This window comes from Pseudomonas sp. MF08817, assembly GCF_059862705.1.
This window is the reverse complement of the sequence record NZ_JCBCUY010000056.1, coordinates 1-16,142: the sequence shown is the minus strand read 5'-3', so window position 1 is coordinate 16,142 and position 16,142 is coordinate 1. Positions and strand designations below refer to the sequence as shown.

17 protein-coding genes are annotated in these 16,142 nt (G+C 60.1%); 6 read left to right on the top strand and 11 right to left on the bottom strand.

From position 1 onward, the window contains the following. Positions 1 to 97 precede the first annotated feature (97 nt). Together AC19YR_RS23360 and AC19YR_RS23355 are read left to right on the top strand one after the other, a co-directional pair. Complete coding sequence (locus tag AC19YR_RS23360; protein ID WP_500600320.1) at positions 98 to 454, top strand: LysR substrate-binding domain-containing protein; 357 nt, start codon at positions 98 to 100, stop codon at positions 452 to 454. Between the two features lie 20 nt (positions 455 to 474). After that, positions 475 to 1,338, top strand: coding sequence for a DMT family transporter (locus AC19YR_RS23355; protein ID WP_500600319.1), 864 nt, complete (start codon positions 475 to 477; stop codon positions 1,336 to 1,338). Positions 1,339 to 1,348: 10 nt separating this feature from the next. Here AC19YR_RS23355 and AC19YR_RS23350 read toward each other — a convergent pair whose 3' ends face one another. Genes AC19YR_RS23350 through AC19YR_RS23330 form a run of 5 tightly spaced genes read right to left on the bottom strand, consistent with a single transcriptional unit; the run spans position 1,349 to position 5,667 of the window. After that, on the bottom strand, positions 1,349 to 2,803 hold the full coding sequence (locus AC19YR_RS23350) for a glutamine synthetase family protein (protein ID WP_500600318.1): 1,455 nt from the start codon (positions 2,801 to 2,803) through the stop codon (positions 1,349 to 1,351). 24 nt (positions 2,804 to 2,827) lie between these two features. Further along, the gene (locus tag AC19YR_RS23345) at positions 2,828 to 4,006 is read right to left on the bottom strand and encodes an aminotransferase class V-fold PLP-dependent enzyme (protein ID WP_500600317.1); all 1,179 of its coding nucleotides are present in this window, start codon (positions 4,004 to 4,006) and stop codon (positions 2,828 to 2,830) included. A 12-nt stretch (positions 4,007 to 4,018) separates the two neighbouring features. Continuing rightward, a complete protein-coding gene (locus AC19YR_RS23340) occupies positions 4,019 to 4,468 on the bottom strand; it encodes an ester cyclase (RefSeq protein WP_176465017.1) in 450 nt (149 codons plus the stop codon). Positions 4,469 to 4,479: 11 nt separating this feature from the next. After that, positions 4,480 to 4,881, bottom strand: a complete 402-nt coding sequence (gene speD, locus AC19YR_RS23335) for an adenosylmethionine decarboxylase (protein WP_500600316.1) — start codon at positions 4,879 to 4,881, stop codon at positions 4,480 to 4,482. Between the two features lie 36 nt (positions 4,882 to 4,917). Next, positions 4,918 to 5,667 (bottom strand): 2OG-Fe dioxygenase family protein, encoded by a 750-nt coding sequence (locus AC19YR_RS23330; protein ID WP_500600315.1) that lies wholly within the window; start codon positions 5,665 to 5,667, stop codon positions 4,918 to 4,920. A 352-nt stretch (positions 5,668 to 6,019) separates the two neighbouring features. Between AC19YR_RS23330 and AC19YR_RS23325 the strand changes: the two genes are divergently transcribed. Further along, positions 6,020 to 6,229: a hypothetical protein gene (locus tag AC19YR_RS23325; protein ID WP_500600314.1), complete on the top strand. Its 210-nt coding sequence runs from the start codon at positions 6,020 to 6,022 to the stop codon at positions 6,227 to 6,229. 36 nt (positions 6,230 to 6,265) lie between these two features. Here AC19YR_RS23325 and kynA read toward each other — a convergent pair whose 3' ends face one another. After that, positions 6,266 to 7,120 (bottom strand): tryptophan 2,3-dioxygenase, encoded by an 855-nt coding sequence (gene kynA, locus AC19YR_RS23320; protein ID WP_095105752.1) that lies wholly within the window; start codon positions 7,118 to 7,120, stop codon positions 6,266 to 6,268. A gap of 57 nt (positions 7,121 to 7,177) precedes the next feature. After that, the gene (gene kynB, locus AC19YR_RS23315) at positions 7,178 to 7,819 is read right to left on the bottom strand and encodes an arylformamidase (protein ID WP_095106982.1); all 642 of its coding nucleotides are present in this window, start codon (positions 7,817 to 7,819) and stop codon (positions 7,178 to 7,180) included. 250 nt (positions 7,820 to 8,069) lie between these two features. Between kynB and AC19YR_RS23310 the strand changes: the two genes are divergently transcribed. Then, positions 8,070 to 8,414: a cupin domain-containing protein gene (locus AC19YR_RS23310; protein ID WP_095105749.1), complete on the top strand. Its 345-nt coding sequence runs from the start codon at positions 8,070 to 8,072 to the stop codon at positions 8,412 to 8,414. A 156-nt stretch (positions 8,415 to 8,570) separates the two neighbouring features. Here AC19YR_RS23310 and mmsB read toward each other — a convergent pair whose 3' ends face one another. Both mmsB and AC19YR_RS23300 read right to left on the bottom strand, forming a co-directional pair. After that, positions 8,571 to 9,458 (bottom strand): 3-hydroxyisobutyrate dehydrogenase, encoded by an 888-nt coding sequence (mmsB, locus tag AC19YR_RS23305; RefSeq protein WP_500600313.1) that lies wholly within the window; start codon positions 9,456 to 9,458, stop codon positions 8,571 to 8,573. A 10-nt stretch (positions 9,459 to 9,468) separates the two neighbouring features. Further along, on the bottom strand, positions 9,469 to 10,995 hold the full coding sequence (locus AC19YR_RS23300) for a CoA-acylating methylmalonate-semialdehyde dehydrogenase (RefSeq protein WP_095105743.1): 1,527 nt from the start codon (positions 10,993 to 10,995) through the stop codon (positions 9,469 to 9,471). Positions 10,996 to 11,143: 148 nt separating this feature from the next. On the opposite strand from AC19YR_RS23300, the gene AC19YR_RS23295 reads away from it, so the two are divergent. Beyond that, on the top strand, positions 11,144 to 12,091 hold the full coding sequence (locus tag AC19YR_RS23295; RefSeq protein WP_500600312.1) for a LysR family transcriptional regulator: 948 nt from the start codon (positions 11,144 to 11,146) through the stop codon (positions 12,089 to 12,091). A 419-nt stretch (positions 12,092 to 12,510) separates the two neighbouring features. Next, on the top strand, positions 12,511 to 14,349 hold the full coding sequence (locus AC19YR_RS23290; protein ID WP_500600311.1) for an AAA family ATPase: 1,839 nt from the start codon (positions 12,511 to 12,513) through the stop codon (positions 14,347 to 14,349). Between the two features lie 33 nt (positions 14,350 to 14,382). Here the strand turns inward: AC19YR_RS23290 and AC19YR_RS23285 are convergent, their stop codons facing one another. Further along, positions 14,383 to 14,943 carry a Rha family transcriptional regulator gene (locus AC19YR_RS23285; protein WP_500600310.1) on the bottom strand — a complete coding sequence of 187 codons (561 nt, stop codon included), beginning with the start codon at positions 14,941 to 14,943 and terminating at the stop codon, positions 14,383 to 14,385. A gap of 355 nt (positions 14,944 to 15,298) precedes the next feature. Next, positions 15,299 to 15,832: a hypothetical protein gene (locus tag AC19YR_RS23280; protein WP_500600309.1), complete on the bottom strand. Its 534-nt coding sequence runs from the start codon at positions 15,830 to 15,832 to the stop codon at positions 15,299 to 15,301. Positions 15,833 to 16,142 lie beyond the last annotated feature (310 nt).

Genomic DNA, 16,142 nt, shown 5'->3' with positions numbered 1-16,142 from the left:
GCTGAAGCCTTGGGCATTGCCGATTTGAATGGTGGCGCGTTCTTCAACGCTGAGTTCGGAATAGGACATAGGGGCAGCACCGTACCGGAAAGGTCAGGTGTTGCACTCAGTTTTTGCCGCCGCCCTGTATAAAGAAGGCAAGTGGGTGTTGCGCAAACAACCGGGCGACGTATTCATCGTCAAGCCCAATATTCGTTATGCCTCTAACTCACTGACCCTGATTCATCAAATGGCGTTGTTCGACCTGGGCATTGCGGCATTGCCGGCCTGGATGCTCAAGGATGATATTGAGGCCAACACTCTGATTCGTTTATTCCCCGAACATGAGTTCGCCACTTCGCCGGTCAATATTCTTTACCCCAACGGCATTAACCTACCGCTCAAAGCCCGGCGTTTTATTGATTACCTGGTGGCCAAACTGGGCACCGTACACGTGCAGGCGCGAACCCAATGACCGCCCCCAGAGGAACCCGCATGTCCCCCATCAAGGTGCCGCTCGCCGGCGTGCTGTGGATGATCGCCAGCCTGCTCTCCTTCATGGGCATGGCGGTGGCTTCCCGCGAACTTTCCGCGTTCATGTCCATTTTCCAGATCCTGTTTTTCCGCTCCTTTGTCGGGCTGTTGATTATTGCCCCGTTGATCTACCGCCAGCGCCGCCAGTTGCGCCAGGCCCGGGACCTTGGCCTGCAAGTGGCCAGGAACGCGGTGCACTTTGCCGGGCAGTACGCCTGGACGGTGGGCGTGGCGGCGCTGCCGTTGGTGACGGTGTTTGCCCTGGAATTCACCACACCGATCTGGGTGTCGCTGCTGGCCTTTGTGTTCCTCAAAGAACGCATGAGCACTGCCCGGGTACTGGCGGCCCTGGGCGGTTTCATCGGCGTGTTGGTGGTGCTGCGCCCGGGCATGGCCACCCTGGAGCCGGCCGCGCTCATCGTGCTGCTGGCCGCCGTGTGCTACGCCACGTCCATCATTCTGGTCAAACGCCTGACCCTGACCAGCAGCCCCGCGATCATCGTGATCTGGATGGTGCTGTTGCAGTTGCCCCTGGGCCTGGCCCTGTCGCTGGCGCAATGGCGCACCCCGCCCATGGCGTGCCTGCCGTGGATCGTGTTGCTGGGGGTCACCGGGTTGAGCGCGCACTTTGCCATGGCCAAGGCCCTGAACCTGATGGACGCCTCGATTGCCATACCCATCGATTTTTTCCGCGTGCCGCTGATCGCCGTAGTGGGCTTCATGCTCTACGGCGAAAGCCTGGAAACCTGGGTGTTTGTCGGCGCGCTGATAATCTTCGCCTCCAACTACCTGGCCTTTCGCGCCGAGCAAAAGCGCCCGGCGTGAAGCCTCGCGGTCAAGGCGTGTGGTCTAGGTAGGTGTCAAAGTCCCACTGGGTGACGGTGGCCAGGAACGACTGCCACTCGTTGGTTTTGATGGCCTGGAACAAGCCCTTCATATCCCCCGGCAGGGCCGCAGACACTACCGGGTCGTGGTCCAGCGCCTCAAGGGCTTGCCCCAGGTTGCGCGGCACATAGGCCGTGGGCGCCGGGTGCTCGCCATAGCTGTCGCCGTCCGTGGCGGGGCCGGGCTCCACACGGTTGGCCAAACCATCGTCAATCGCCGCCAACAGCGCACTGGCCATCAGGTACGGGTTGACGATGGCGTCGGCGGTGCGGTACTCGACCCGGTCCGGTGCCGACACGCGAATCGCACAGGTACGGTTCTGATACCCCCAGTTGGCCCGCACCGGCGCCCAGAAACCGGTTTCCCACAGGCGCTTGTAGGAATTGACCGTGGGCGCCGCAATCGCCGTCAAGGCATTCAAATGGCGCTGGATGCCGCCAATGGCGAACTTGCCCACATCGGTCAGGCCCGGGTCACCCGCCGCGGGCAGGAACAGGTTGATGCCGCCTTCATAGTGGCTATAGACCTCCTCCATGCCCTGGGTGCGGGCGAACACCTCCTCGCGCAACACCGCGTGCCCGCCATCCCACAGCGACAGGTTGAAGTGGCACCCAGAGCCTGAAACCCCGGCAAACGGCTTGGGCAGAAAACACGCCACCAGGTCGAACTCGCGGGCGACTTGATGGCAAATCTGCCGATAGGTCATCAGCCGATCACAACTGGCCAGCACGTCATCGAAGGCGAAGTTGAGTTCCAACTGCCCCGGCGCATCCTCGTGGTCGCCCTGGATCATGTCCAAGCCCATGGCGTGGGCGTATTCCAGCACTTTCATGTACACCGGGCGCAAGGTTTCAAACTGGCCGATGTGGTAGCAACGCGGCTCGGTCACGCCCACATAGCGCGGCTCGCCCGCTTGCTGGCGCAACCACATCATTTCCGGCTCCATCCCGGCCCGCAGTCGCAGGCCGTGGCGGGCCTCAAAGGCCTGGTGTTGGGCGCGCAGGTTACCCCGGCAATCGGCGTCCAGGCGCTGGCCGGGCGACGTGGGGTCGGCCGGGTTGCGAAACAGCGCGCAGAACACCCGCGCCACCCGTTTATCCCAGGGCAGTTGCACCAGGGTTTCCGGCTCGGGGTAGGCCAGCAACTCCGAGGCGTTGGGCGGGTAACCCAGGTAATTGCCAAAGCGGTCCAACGCCACATTCACCGTGGCGCCGTAGACCATGGAAAACCCCTTCTCGGCCATACGCGCAAAATGCCGCGCCGGAATGCCCTTGCCCTGCAACCGCCCGGTGATGGACGGAAACTGCATGTAGACGTACTCCACGCCACTGCTTTGCAGCCAGCGTAGGGCCCGAAGCAGGTTGTCCCGGCGCTGCGGCGAATCCCTGAAAGCTTCATGTTCCATCACGTGTGACTCCCTTGAGCGGCATCAAACCCGCGCCAGCAGGCGATTAAGACTTTCCACGCTGCGCCCCAGGTCATCGACGCTGGTGTAGAGGGGGTTGAAGGCCACCCGCAGCAGGTCCGGGTAGCGATACTCGGCGACGATCCCCTGCGCCATCAGCCCGTCGTGCAGCGCCTGGGCATTGGCCACCGAAAACCCCAGATGACCACTGAGGTTGTCGCCGCCCACCTCGTGCAACAAGCGAACACGGCCCGCACGCAGGTGGGGGGCCAAGGCCTCGATAAACCGGGCGCACAACTCGCGGCTGCCGGCCTCGACGCAGGGCATCCCGGCCTCCAGCAGCAAGTCCACGCCCGCCTCCAGCGCCACCAGGGAAAAAGTCGTCGGGGTGGCGACCTGCATGCGCTTGATGCCGGCGGCCGGAACAAAACCGTCACTGAACACAAACGGCTCGGCATGCCCCAACCAACCCTGGATCGGGTTGTGCAAGCGCTCCTGCAACCCGCGCCTGGCGTAGACAAACGCCGGCGCGCCCGGGCCGCCGTTCAAATACTTGTAGCCGCAGCCCACCGCCATATCGACGCCGCTGGCGTTGAAATCCAGCGCCATGATGCCGACGCTGTGGGACACATCCCACAGCGTCAACGCCCCCACCGCCCGCGCCTGTTCATTGAGCCTGTGCAGGTCGTGGGCTTGCCCCGTGCGGTAGTCGACATGGGACAGCATCAGCACCGCCACCGAGCGATCGAGGGCATCGACAACGGCCGCGCGCGGCACGATGCGGATCTCGATATCAGGGTGCAGCACGCCCACACTCTGGGCCACATAGAGGTCGCTGGAGAAATTCCCCTGCTCGCTCAGCACCACCTTGCGGGTGGGGTCCAGGGCCAATGCCGCGTTCAACAGCTTGAACAGGTTGACCGAGGTGCTATCGCACACCAACGTCGTGCCCGGGTCGGCGCCCAGCAGCCCGGCGATCTTGTCGCCGATGGCCTGCAGCGCGTCGAGCCAGCCGTGTTTTTTCCAGGCCCCCGCCAGTTGCTGGCCCCACTGCGCTTCGCAGGTCTGCACCAAGCGCTGCGCCACCCCGGCCACCGCCGGGCCCAAGGAGTTGCCCGCCAGGTAAACCAAACCCTGGGGCATGACGAACTGGTCGCGGCGATAGGCGTGTTCGGCGGCGTGCCCAGCCCTGTTGAGGTCCATGCCCACGCCCTCCTAGACCGTTTGCTTACGTTGCGCATCCGCCGCCAGGATCGGCTGGATGAAGGTGTCGAAATCCTCTTCGTGCCACCAGTGGCGCACCAGGCCATCCTCGAAGCCGAAGATGTCGATGCCGGTCAGGCGCACCGGCACGCCCGTGCCCTCGATGCCCAGGATCACCCCGGTATGGGTGCCCTCGGCCACGTAGCGAGCGGCCAGTTGATTGCCCTGCACAATCACGCTTTCGATGTTGAAACGCACATCGGGAAAGGCCTGGTGCCAGTCCGCCGCCATTAACTTGTGGCCCTGCAAATTACCGGCAAACTGCGGAATCGGCCGGTGGTCTTCAAACTCGGGGTGAAATATCGAATCGACGAAGTTCACATTGCCTTTATTCCAAACTTCCCCGATCCAGATATTGACGTAGGCATTGCGCATGTTTTCCTGGGACAGATCAATCGACATCATGCCGCTCCTTATAGAATGTCTTTACCACGACGAATTTCATCCACGACCACCGTCGATGGCGAGAATGATTGTTTGAGTACTTCCACGGCTTTATGCGGGTCGGCGTCACCGCACATGAAAATATCCACCGCCGCATAATTGAACTCTGGCCAGCTATGAATCGAAATATGCGACTCGGCCAACACACAAACACCCGACACGCCGCCATTGGGCGTGAAGTAATGAAAATACTGGTGCAACAACGTCGCCCGCGCTGCGGCAACGCCCGCCACCAATGCACGGCGGACACTTTCGACATTATCGATATTGCGTGCACCGTATAAATCCACCAGCAGATGTTTACCGGCATACGCCCCTTGCCCATCCGATAACAAATACAGGTTCGGCCCTACACTCTCGTTAGTTCCCATACCGGCTCCCACCCTCTTCTTGAATAAAGGCTGACGTTATTGCGGGCACGGGTTCAGGGAAAAACCGCAAATATCCCGGTAGCCGCTGTTCACTCGATCCAGGCTGTGGATGGGCGTGACGTCATGCAAACCCTGCGCATCGTCGAACAAGGCGGTTTCCAGGGGCTGGTGCAAGGTATGGCGCAGCCTGACCCGGGCTTGCTGATCGCAGAACAGGCTTTCACCGCCCTCGATGTTGTGGCGTTTGACCAGGGTGATGGAAGTGAACTCGTGGCCATCGCGGTGCGGCCCTTCGGGCACAGGCTGGCCGGGCACATCGGGCTGGGCGGTGATGCGGTACAGATGAATGCCGATATCCCAGGTACTGGAAACCGCGCGGCGTTCGGCGGGCAACAACAGGTACATATCAACGATCAATTGATGCAGGAACCGGTTATTGGTGGTTGACGGTTCAAGGGGCTGATAAATCCGCTCGACACCACCGGAATAACCATTGACCGTCGCCTCCTGGAAAAACCCCCGCAGCGGTTTCAAGGTCAACGCTATATGTTCCCCCTCATCGCGCAGCAGAACTTCGTTAAAACGCCGCCGACGATAAGTGTCACCCTCTTTCATATATTCATCGAGGGGCAAGTTACCAAAGTCGGCCTGAAATTCCCGAAAGTCCTGATAGAGCGTGCCCTGCTCCGGCAGCGTCGGTTGTTTTAACGCTACTTGCCCATGCACGAATGAAACTGAAGAGTCGTACATGCACAAACGCGCGGGCACGACGGCCTTGTCAAACATAGTGAGTTCCTTTCTTCAATCCCCGAAAGCGTGTTACCGCAGCCATAAAAGTCGAGGCAGCTAATTCTTCTCCCAACACCACCTGCAACTTTCAAGGCGCCAACTTGCCCAAGTAGGCGCATCCCCGTCAACACTTCAAACGTTATGAAAACGGCAAGCGCCCGGCAACTACCGAAAAATCCAAATAGAACAAGGCATTGTGATTGTTTAATAACACTGGATTGTGTTTCCAAGCCTGGCCGGCACGCAGCGCGCTGTTTATCGACTACCGGCCCCGGCGCACGGTTTCGCCAGCCCCAACCCGTTGTGATGACGATGGCCGCCTCCCGCCCTGCGGCGGACCGAGGCCTCCATGAAATTCACCACCCTGTCTGTGGCCGGCAAACTCAAGTTCTACCCATGGGTGGTGTTCGATCAGGTGCTGCAAAGGGGTTCGCTGGTGCGGGCCGCGGGGGCGAGCATGGCCCGGGGCGGCGGCCCGCCCATCGCCTGGGCCGACACCCAGCAACCCCAGGCGCAAGCGCAGCCCCCTGCCCACCTCAAACGCCCCGGCCTACCGTGAGCAATGGGCCTGTGCGCGCCCCGCCCAGCCGTGCAATCAGAGGGTCGAGCGCACGCGCCACAGTTCGGGGAAGAGCACGGTGTCGAGCATTTTGCGCAGGTAGCCCACGCCTTCGGTGCCGCCGGTGCCGGGTTGGAAGCCGATGATGCGTTCCACCGTGGTCACGTGGCGGAAGCGCCATTGGCGGAAGGAGTCTTCCAGGTCGATGAATTTCTCGGCCAACTGGTACAGGTCCCAGTAGCGCTTGGGGTCGGTGTAGACCTCGCGCCACGCCGCTTCCACGGACGGGTCGTGGGCGGTCGGGCTGCTGGGGTCACGCTCAAAGCGTTGCGGGTCGATGTGCAGGCCGGCCTTGACCATCAGGCCGATCGCCTCGTCATACAGCGACGGCGTGACAATCGCTTCCTGCAAGGCTTGGAGCAGTTCCGGGCGATGGGCGTGGGGGCGCAACAGGGTCGCACTCTTGTTGCCCAGGAGGAATTCGATCTCGCGGTACTGGAACGACTGGAACCCCGACGACTGGCCCAAAAACGGGCGGATCGAGTGGTACTCGGTGGGGGTCATGGTCGCCAGCACGGTCCAGGCGTGCACCAGTTGATCGAAGATCCGCGAGACCCGCGCCAGCATCTTGAACGCCGGTTGCAGTTCGCTCAGGCGGATGTGTTCGCGGGCGGCCTTGAGTTCGTGAAGCATCAGTTTCATCCACAGCTCCGAGGTCTGGTGCTGGATGATGAACAACAGTTCGTTGTGGTCCGGCGACAGCGGGTGCTGGGCGCTGAGGATGCGGCCCAGGTCCAGGTAGTCGCCGTAGCTCATGGAATCGGAAAAATTCAGCTCGGCGTTATGCCAGTCGGCGTCCTGGTTGGAGGGGGAGTACGGGCATTGACTCATTGCGGCGGTTCCTCGGGGCTGGGGCGGTTCGGGCCGCCCGCATCGTTATGGGCTAAGTCAGGGCTTGAGCGGGCGCAGGATCGCGCGCACGGGGCTGGCGTCCAGGTTGGCGAAACGCAGGGGCAAGGCGATCAACTCGTAATCCCCCGGCGCCACTTCGTCGAGGACGATGCCTTCGAGGATCGCCATGCCGTGGCGGGCGATGGCGTTGTGGGCGTCCATGGTTTTCGATTGCTGCGGGTCCAGGGACGGCGTGTCGATGCCGAGCAGGCGCACCCCCAGGCTGGCGAGCAGCTCCACGGTGGCCGGGGCGACGGCGGTGAAGTGTTCGTCCCACACGTCCAGCGGTGCCTGGCGATAGGTGCGCAGCAGCACGCGCGCGGGCACGCCCTCAAGCTGCCCCGCCAGTTGCTCCGGTTGCACCAGCTCGCCGCTGTCCAGGCAATGCAGCACGCGGCACGGCCCCATGTAGACATCCAGCGGCACCTGGCCGATGGCCGCGCCTTCGGGGCTGTAATGCAGGGGCGCATCGACATGGGCGCCGGTGTGCGGCGACAGGGTCACGCGCCCGACATTGACCGGGCACTGCGGCCCGAAGGTCCACACGCGCTCTTCCTGGAACGGCGTGTCGCCGGGCCAGGTGGGCGTTGCATTACTCAACGGCGGGCTGATGTCCCACCACGCAGGTGTGTTGTTCATTGTGCTGTTCTCGGCCACGTTGAAAGGCATCATACGAGCGATAGCCGTCAAGATTCTTGCGAATTCTCCTACAGCCTCCGCTGAATTTCGCACTTGCTGCCAAAAAAAAGCCCTTTGCCGGAGGATTCTTCAAACACCCGCCGCCGCAGGCATTGCGCTTGCGGATACCCCAGTGTCGAACCCAGACAACTGGCCGGCGCAGGCAAGGGCTAGGGTGCCGGTTCTGTTCTGCCGACAACCTGGAGCCAACATGTCCGCCCCCATTACCGTGCTACGCGACACCCACCCCCTGCCGCTGCTCGACGCCTGCAAATGGCAACGCCTGGAAGGCGACCCGCACACCGTCAACCTCAACGCCTACACCAGCGAAGACGGCAGCAAGATCATGGGCACCTGGATCTGCACCCCCGGCAAATGGCGGGTGGAATACGTGAAGTGGGAGTACTGCCATTTCCAGGAAGGCTACTGCGTGATAACCCCGGACGGCATGGCGCCGATCCACCTGCGCGCCGGCGACATTTTTGTCGTGGAACCGGGCATGACAGGCACGTGGGAAGTGGTGGAAACGGTGCGTAAGTATTTTGTGTTTGCCTGATGGGCAATCGATAAAAACCCAAGAACAACAACGGTGGGAGCGAGCCTGCTCGCGATAGCGGCGTGCCAGGCCCTGCATCGGGTGTCTGGCGTGGCGCTATCGCGGGCAGGCCCGCTCCCACCGGTTTTGTTGCTACTGAGTTTTAGGCCAAGCCTCTTACTGCGGCTTGCGATAGCTGTTGATGATCGCCGAGAAATCCTGCCCACCTTCGCCGCGCAGGCTCATGGCCTGGTACAGCTGCTGGGCCACGGCACCGAGCACCACCGGTTGGTGGGCCTGGCGGGCGGCTTCGGTGGCCAGGCCCAGGTCCTTGAGCATCAGCTCGGCGCCGAAACCGCCGGTGTAGCCGCGCGAGGCCGGGGCGGTTTCCACCACGCCCGGCCACGGGTTATACGCCTCCGAGCTCCAGCAGCGCCCGGTGGAGCTGTTGATGATCCCCGCCAGCACCTGGGTGTCGATGCCCAGGGCATCGCCCAGGGCCATGGCTTCGCTGACGCCGACCATGGAGATGCCCAGCAGCAGGTTGTTGCAGATCTTGGCGATCTGCCCCGTACCGACCGCGCCGCAATGGACGATGTTGCGCCCCATCTGCGCCAGCACCGGTTGCAGGGTGGCGAACAACTCGGGCGTGGCGCCGACCATAAAGGTCAGGGTCCCGGCCGCCGCGCCGCCCGTGCCGCCCGACACCGGCGCATCGGCCAGGGCCACGCCTTGTTTGGCCGCCGCGGCCGCCACGTCGCGGGCGGTCTGCGGGTCGATGGTGCTGCAATCGACGGCGGGCACGCCGGCGCCGATCCCGGCCAATACGCCCTCCTCGCCCAGCCACACGCTGCGCACATGGGCGGCGGCCGGCAGCATGGTAATCACCAACTCGGCGCCTTGGGCGGCGTCGCGGGGCGAGGCGCTGATGGTGCCGCCCAGTTGCGCCAGCTCCGCCAGCACGCTTTGGTTAAGGTCGAACAGGCGCAGCGAATGGCCGGCCTTGAGCAGGTTGCGGGCCATGGGCGCGCCCATGTTGCCCAAGCCGATAAATGCGATGTTCATGGCTGTTTCCTCAACGCAGGTTGATGGTGGTGTTCACGCCATCATTGACGCTGTCATCGTCGAACCAGCGGCTGGTGACGGTTTTGGTCTGGGTATAGAACTGCACCACTTGCTTGCCGTACGGCCCCAGGTCACCGAGTTTCGAGCCACGCGAGCCGGTGAAGCTGAACATCGGCACCGGCACCGGGATCGGGATGTTGATGCCCACCTGGCCGACGTCGATTTCGCTCTGGAACTTGCGCGCCGCCGCGCCGCTCTGGGTGAACAGGCCGGTGCCGTTGCCGAACGGGTTGGCGTTGACCAGGGCAATGGCCTGATCGAGGGTGTCGACCTCCAGCACCACCAGCACCGGGCCGAAGATTTCCTGGGTGTAGATCTGCATGTCGGTGGTCACCCCGGAAAACAGGGTCGGGCCGACGAAGTTGCCTTGCTCGTAGCCAGGTACTTTGATGTCACGGCCATCGAGTTCCAGCTTGGCGCCTTCCTTGATGCCGCTTTCGATCAGGCCCAGCACACGTTCCTTGGCGCGCTTGGAAATCACCGGGCCGACATCGGTGCCCGGCTCACTGCCCGCGTTGACCTTGAGTTTTTGCGCCAGGGCCTTGAGGTCCGGCAGCCATTGCTTGGCCGCACCCACCAGCACCACCACCGAGGTGGCCATGCAGCGCTGCCCGGCCGCGCCGAAACCGGCACCCACCAGGGCGTTGAGGGTTTGCTCGCGGTTGGCGTCGGGCAGCACCACGGCGTGGTTCTTGGCGCCCATCATCGATTGCACGCGCTTGCCGTGCTTGCCGGCCAGGTCATAGACGTGGGTGCCCACGGCGGTGGAGCCAACGAAGGACACGGCCTTGATGTCTTTGTGGGTGCAGAGCGCATCGACCACGTCCTTGCCGCCATGCACCACGTTGAGCACGCCCGGTGGCACGCCCGCTTCCAGCGCCAACTCCACCAGCAGCAGGGTGGACAGCGGGTCCTGCTCCGAAGGCTTGAGCACGAAGGTGTTGCCGCAGGCGATGGCCATGGGGAACATCCACAAAGGAATCATCGCCGGGAAGTTGAACGGGGTGATGCCTGCGCACACGCCGATAGGCTGGCGCAGGGTGTAGGTATCGACGCCACCGGCGACGTTCTCGGCAAATTCGCCCATTTGCAGGGTGCCGATGGAACAGGCGTGCTCCACCACTTCCAGGCCACGGAAAATATCGCCTTCGGCGTCGGCGAGGGTCTTGCCCTGTTCGGCGCTGAGGACCACGGCGATGCGCTTGGAGTGTTCGCGGATCAAGGCCTGGAGTTTGAGCATGATGCGCATGCGCGCGCCGATGGGCGTCAGCTTCCAGGTCTGGAAGGCGCGGTGGGCGGCGTCGATAGCGGCATTGACTTCAGCGGCCGTGGCGAACGGCACCTGGGCCAGCACTTGCTGGGTGGCCGGGTTGACGATGTCGTGCCATTCGCTGGTTTGGGATTCGACCCACTGGCCATCGATCAACAGCTTGGCCCGTTGCAGGGTGGTATCGGCAGAAGTAAGCGAAGCGTTCATGCAGGTCTCCAGATCTTGTCGTTGTTCAAGGAGCCAAGGCCTGCGGTGGCCTTGAGGATGAGGCGGGGGTCCGGGTTGGTGGGCGGACGGTTTTTGGAGTATAGATGTGCAAACTTCTAATAAGTACGCACATAAAAACCGGTCCAACATGCAAAAAAACATCACTTCCCTGGGTTCGCTGAACTGGGACGACCTCAAGTTTTTCCTGGAGGTGGCCCGCACCCGCAAGGCCAGCACCGCAGCCAAGCGCCTGGCGGTGGACTACACCACCGTGTCGCGGCGCATCAGTTCCCTGGAGGGTGCGCTGGGCACGCTGCTGTTCGAGAAATCGCGCACCAATGGCTTTGTCCTCACCGCCGAGGGCCAGCGGTTGCTGGGGTACGCCGAGTCGATCGAAAGCACCCTGCACATTGCCTGCGAGCAGGTGTCCGGCTCGGGCGTGGCGCTGTCGGGGCATATCCGCATGGGTTGCACTGAAGGTTTTGGCAGTTTCTTTATCACCCCGCAGTTGAGCCACTTCGTCGATGCCTACCCGGCGATCAGCGTGGACATCCTGCCGCTGCCCCACTTCATCAGCCTGTCCAAGCGCGAAGCCGACATCGTGATCGCCCTAGAACGCCCGGAACACGGGCCCTACGTGTGCTGCAAACTGTGCGACTACCGCTTGCAGCTCTACGCCACCCAGGCCTACCTGGACCAACACCCGCCCATCCGCCGCCCCGCCGACCTGGCGCGGCACCCGTTCGTCAGCTACGTCGATGACCTGGCGTTCAGTTCCGAGCTTTTATACCTGGCCAACGTGGTGCCCGGCGCCAGCGCCAACCTGCGCAGCACCAGCGTCATCGCCCAATACGTCGCCGCACAACAGGGCCGCTCCCTGGCCATCCTGCCGTGCTTCCTTGCCGCCCAGGACCCGCGCCTGCTGCCGGTATTGCCCGAGGACATCAACATCACCCGGCAATTTTGGATGTACTGCCGCGAGGACCTGCGCAAGCTCAAGCGGATCACCCTGTTGTGGGATTACATCCGCGAGGTGACGGAGCTGAATCGTCCGTTGTTGCTGGGCGAAACGCGGGATCTTCGGTTTGCAGATTGAGAATCTGGAGGAAGAAAGGGAGACCTATCCTAACGACCTCGTCAGCCTCTTGGCAACGGTTTGTGACAGGGGTTGTGACATCACTTGTGACAGTCGAAAGGATTCTTACAGTGGCGCACATAGGCGCGCTAAGGACCCCACGAGAGCATCAGACCAAGCATCTGAGCGAGGGCGTACCGGGGGAACCTGCCAGGGATTGAATCAATGAGGTGATGTCTCGGAAATTTCTGTCAGATTTCCGTTAAGGAACACGACGCCACCAGATCCAGACACTCAATTGCTTTACCTCCTACCCGTCCATTGCATTGATGATGAGCCTTCCATCCATAACGGCAGACGACAGCGAATCACCCGAGTGGCGATCGAGTGGAATAGGGTAGAATAGTTCGCAATGATATGGACTCTTTAGGGACAGAACGTTGAGCGCGAAAATCGAAACCTTGAGCGTAAAGCGCTTCAAACAGCTAAATGAGTTCCAGCTCGATTTAAAAGACACCACTGTCCTGATCGGAGCAAACAATTCTGGTAAAAGCAGTGCGCTGCAAGCGCTGCATTTCGCGGTCTCAGTCGCACAAACCGCGAAGCTCGTCGGTGAGGGTGTCAACTGGGCCAAGGACAAATTCCAAGTCTCGTTTAACCCCACCCAGCTTCTTTACTCTCCTGTTGCAGATGTGCTTTCACTCGCAAATGGAGGGCAGCTACAGGAGCCAGCTGAATCGCAGATTGAGATCGAGATTGTTTGTTCAGATGGCGCTAAATGTGTTGTCTCCGTCCGACGCGGTCGTAATCGAAATATTGCCGTTGTGGTTCATGGGAGAGCTCTTGGTGAGCGCCTCATGGATTTAGCAAAGCCTTTCACCATTTATGCACCGGGCCTTGCGGGCATAGCCAAGGAAGAGCGCTACTTATCTCCTGGGCTGGTTCGGCGAATCGTTGCGAGAGGTGATGCCAACCTGGTACTCCGTAACGTTCTCTTCATGCTCAAAGAGTCTGAAAATGCGGAGGTGATCAAGCGTGCTGCGTTGTTTGATCAAGGAAAGATTTCGGCCGAGGAATATGTGAGCTGGCAAGGGCAATGGAAGCGTTTTCAATTGGGAATGCAGCAGCTCTTCGAAGGGATCGAATTTGAAGTGAAGTTCGATCGAGACCAGGATGAACACATCGAAATTTTCTTCACTCGACCGGGTAATCCAAGGCTACCAATTGACGCAGCAGGCACCTCAATACTTCAAGCCAGCCAGATTGTTGCGTACGTCACTCTGTTTAGTCCGAGTGTGCTGATCCTTGACGAACCAGATTCTCACCTTCACCCCAGCAATCAGCGCGCACTCTGCAACCTTATTTTAGAGCTTGCTACTGAGCATAATTTCCGCGCGCTGATCAGCACTCATTCACGCCATGTCCTCGACGCCATGCGGGAGCGGGCATCGGTTCTGTGGGTGAGTAAGGGGGAGAAGGTGGACTTCGACAGTGTATCGACAGCGTCTAAGCTCATGGAGTTGGGAGCTCTTGACTCTGTTGATTACTTTTCTGGAGGTTCGATCAGGTGTCTCTTTGCGACGGAGGACAGTGCTCCGGATTCAATCAAGGCCTTGCAATCGCTGCTCAGTATCAATGGTTTTAAAATGAACGAAACGGATATTAGAGCCTACTCGGGGTGTACGAAAATCGACTCTGCAAAGGTGCTTCGGAGCTTTCTCGCGGACAGAGCCGCGCAGGTTCACTTCGTTTTTCATCGCGATAGAGACTACATGGCCGATGATGCTGCCAATAAATTCGAAATGGAGATCAAGGCAATAGGAAGCTTCCCTTTCCTCACCAAGCATTCCGATGCAGAGGGCTACTTCATCAATGCAGAGCACCTTGCCCACCTGAATCCAGGGTTATCAGTTTCTCGCGCTCAGGAGCTCATAGATAAGGCAACGGATACAACAACGGACAAGAGCCTAAAAGCACTTACCAACATTCGATTTGAGGTTGCGCAGCGCGAGCGTAAGGGCGGCAAAGCACCTGACCCTTTTGCAATTGCAGATGGTGCCCGCAAGGACTACGAATCGGACCCGGCAAAGTGGCGACGTGGCAAGCCTGTCGTGAACATCCTGAAGCAGTTATTGCATCAAGAGTTAGGTATGACGCCGAATATCATAGAGTCGTCTCCGTACCTCATTAACCCTGCTCTACAGGCCATCAGCGCAGCCATTTGGCCTCAACCAGCGCCCTCCTCAGTGAAAACTTTACCGGAGAAAGCAACCGAGTAATTATTAGCGCCACCTCCCGTCCATTGAGCTTGGTCAGAAATCCTCGAGGGCCCTTTGGGAATTCCTGCACGCCAGTTGAACCAGACGCTGGCGCTCTTTTTCATCAGAGCTTAGAGGCCGTCGCGGGGCCTTCCTGGAAGCCTTCTTAATGGCATGAAGGGCAGCTTGCCGGTTGTCCTTCTCGCGTTCGATCAGGTGGACCACAGCGGCCTGCACGGACACACGCCCAAAGCCTGCACCCTCAAGCTCAAGCCAGCGTTTGACGATCAGATGACGTAGCTTGACGCTGTAGCCCGTGATGAGCGTAAAGGTTAGCTCCTTGTCGAGGATGACCATCGGCTGAGCTTTGTTCTGGCTATTCTGGTAGCTGGTCTCAACGAAGGAGGACGCGTCAGTTTTGACGACTCCTATTAAGCCCAACTCTTCGAGCATCTTCCTGGCGTCCTTTAGAACTCGGTCATGCCGCTTGCCGGTGATGTCGGCGATCTCCAAGGACGACATGCCGGGCAAACCGTTGAGGGTTGTTGGGATTGTCGCTCCAGCCTTGGTGATCTTCTCGAAGGTAATTTCGGCGGTGTGGATAATTTCTTGCATTGGTCGTTTCTCCTGTTGATAGCTCTCTGAGTTCACTCCCACCGACCAGCACAGAGACCCACGACAAGGGTTCTGGCGAATGGCACAAGGAACAATCAGAAAGACTCTGTTTAATTGATTGCCCAGCGACGGGCGAGAGGATTCAGTCTGCCCAGACTTGGCTCGTTGAGCTGAAGCAGATGGGTTCCTTCAAGATGCCCTTTTCGATGGAGGGTGATAATCATCACTCCCTCCTTCTTCCCGGGCACCCTCATGGGACCTTCAAGTTGGTCTTTTATATATATCGGCGGGTTCGAGAGCCCGCAGTGGATATGGTCTCCAGCCATGTGTTGGTAGCAGTTTCGGAACCTTGACCTCAATCCTCTATGCCAATGTCGATCCAGTCACCAATGTAGGACTGCCGACTGGTCAGGTCGCCGCGCCAGCCGTACCACGGATGAACAGTTACTTTGGTCGGAAGTGTCTTCCCTTGTCGGGTCACACGGATTAAGCCAACTCGGCTCAATTCTCCGATCTCCCGTTTGGTCCCGATGCTTCCCAGCTTGCCAAACCAAATATTCCGACCAGCCAATCCAAGGAGGATCTGCCGGAACAACTTGACGGCGCCCGCTGTTATTACTCCGGTCTCCAGCAGGTCCAGCAGCTTGTCGGCCTCGATGGTCAGATTGTCAGCCCAATGGTCGTGGACGGAAAGAATCTCAAGTAGTTCTTCGGAGGTTCGGGCATTGACTGGGTGACGACATTGCTTGCCAACATCAGTTGTTATGGTGTGCTTCTTTACAATGACTTTTCGGCTCGCAAGGATTTCACCTGAACGGATGTCGAAAGTTAGCTCATGTCCGGTCTGGGCGTCGAGGGTAGTTTTGATGTTGTTTTGAACGTTAGTCATGGCTTGCCTCCTATCGCCTGATCGACAAGCGGGTGCCTGTCGCAATAGTGAGGGTTATTTAAGTTTCTTGACGGCAACCACAGGACGTGAACGTAAATTTAACCTGAGACAAAGAGGTATCCTTCAAGACGAACTTTTCGATGGAGGGTGATAATCATCACTCCCCTCCTTCTTACCGGGCATTCGGCGGTCTCAAGGAGCAAGTGCAACGCCTGATGTAAGGTGTTGCCATGTCTACCCAATACAACCACCTGAGTACCCAGGAGCGCGTCACCATTATGGTGATGCTATTTCAACGGCAACCACTGCG

Excerpts from the sequence above, each read along its gene's own strand:
- kynA (WP_095105752.1), bottom strand. The coding sequence starts at position 7,120 with ATGAGTCAATGCCCGTACTCCCCCTCCAACCAGGACGCCGACTGGCAT.
- AC19YR_RS23340 (WP_176465017.1), bottom strand. The coding sequence starts at position 4,468 with ATGTCGATTGATCTGTCCCAGGAAAACATGCGCAATGCCTACGTCAAT.
- speD (WP_500600316.1), bottom strand. The coding sequence starts at position 4,881 with ATGGGAACTAACGAGAGTGTAGGGCCGAACCTGTATTTGTTATCGGAT.
- AC19YR_RS23345 (WP_500600317.1), bottom strand. The coding sequence starts at position 4,006 with ATGGACCTCAACAGGGCTGGGCACGCCGCCGAACACGCCTATCGCCGC.
- AC19YR_RS23355 (WP_500600319.1), top strand. The coding sequence starts at position 475 with ATGTCCCCCATCAAGGTGCCGCTCGCCGGCGTGCTGTGGATGATCGCC.
- kynB (WP_095106982.1), bottom strand. The coding sequence starts at position 7,819 with ATGAACAACACACCTGCGTGGTGGGACATCAGCCCGCCGTTGAGTAAT.
- AC19YR_RS23285 (WP_500600310.1), bottom strand. The coding sequence starts at position 14,943 with ATGCAAGAAATTATCCACACCGCCGAAATTACCTTCGAGAAGATCACC.
- AC19YR_RS23330 (WP_500600315.1), bottom strand. The coding sequence starts at position 5,667 with ATGTTTGACAAGGCCGTCGTGCCCGCGCGTTTGTGCATGTACGACTCT.
- AC19YR_RS23325 (WP_500600314.1), top strand. The coding sequence starts at position 6,020 with ATGAAATTCACCACCCTGTCTGTGGCCGGCAAACTCAAGTTCTACCCA.
- AC19YR_RS23350 (WP_500600318.1), bottom strand. The coding sequence starts at position 2,803 with ATGGAACATGAAGCTTTCAGGGATTCGCCGCAGCGCCGGGACAACCTG.
- AC19YR_RS23310 (WP_095105749.1), top strand. The coding sequence starts at position 8,070 with ATGTCCGCCCCCATTACCGTGCTACGCGACACCCACCCCCTGCCGCTG.
- mmsB (WP_500600313.1), bottom strand. The coding sequence starts at position 9,458 with ATGAACATCGCATTTATCGGCTTGGGCAACATGGGCGCGCCCATGGCC.
- AC19YR_RS23300 (WP_095105743.1), bottom strand. The coding sequence starts at position 10,995 with ATGAACGCTTCGCTTACTTCTGCCGATACCACCCTGCAACGGGCCAAG.
- AC19YR_RS23280 (WP_500600309.1), bottom strand. The coding sequence starts at position 15,832 with ATGACTAACGTTCAAAACAACATCAAAACTACCCTCGACGCCCAGACC.
- AC19YR_RS23295 (WP_500600312.1), top strand. The coding sequence starts at position 11,144 with ATGCAAAAAAACATCACTTCCCTGGGTTCGCTGAACTGGGACGACCTC.